The 732-nt window shown below is 34.3% G+C and carries 1 protein-coding gene and 1 pseudogene; one reads left to right on the top strand and one right to left on the bottom strand.

Annotated elements, in window-relative coordinates; genetic code table 11:
- A partial coding sequence (locus tag ABS911_RS15210; RefSeq protein ID WP_350468248.1) for an alpha/beta fold hydrolase occupies positions 1 to 401 on the top strand: 401 nt, incomplete at its 5' end.
- Positions 402 to 473: 72 nt separating this feature from the next.
- Here the strand turns inward: ABS911_RS15210 and ABS911_RS15205 are convergent.
- Positions 474 to 732 (bottom strand): annotated as a pseudogene (locus ABS911_RS15205) (ABC transporter ATP-binding protein); the annotation flags it as partial.

Genomic DNA, 732 nt, shown 5'->3' with positions numbered 1-732 from the left:
AAAAGTCAGAAATCACAGCCATGATTGAACAAATTCAAGTTGATCGTCCTAAACTGATCCAAGACTTTATTAAAAAGCTGTTTCATGAGAAAACCTTAGTCTCCTATAAAGGTTGGCTAACAAATATGGCATTAGGGGCTTCTTCTTATGGAATGATTCTTTCAGCTCTGGCTATGCGAGATGAGAATGTACGTGAAGATCTTGAAAAAATTACGGTATCGACCTTAATTTGTCATGGTAAAAAAGATACTGTTTGTTCGTATGAAGTGGTGGAAGAAATGACCCAATTGATTTCTAAAACTGTTGTAGTACCCTTTAGAAAGAGTGGACATGCGATTTTCCATGATGAAACAAAAAAATTGAATCGAACGATGCTGATGTTTATTCAAAATAAGAACTAAAAAAAGAGCTAAAAACAAAACTGTTTCTAGCTCTTTTTTCTAATAGTCATTTTTCACATAATTCTAGTAGACTTATGCTGATTGAAATTGGCTTTGATAAAGATCAGCATAGAAGCCGTCTTGTTCTAATAAGTCGTTATGGTTGCCCGTTTCAATAATATTTCCTTTGTCCATGACTAAAATTAAATCTGCATTTTTAATCGTCGACAATCGATGAGCAATCACAAAGCTGGTTCTGTCCAACATGAGATGATCGATTGCTTGTTGGATTTTAATTTCCGTTTTAGTATCGATACTTGAAGTTGCCTCATCTAAGATCATGACTTTCGGA

This window comes from Carnobacterium sp., assembly GCF_040274425.1.
This window is presented reverse-complemented; position numbering and strand designations above follow the sequence as displayed.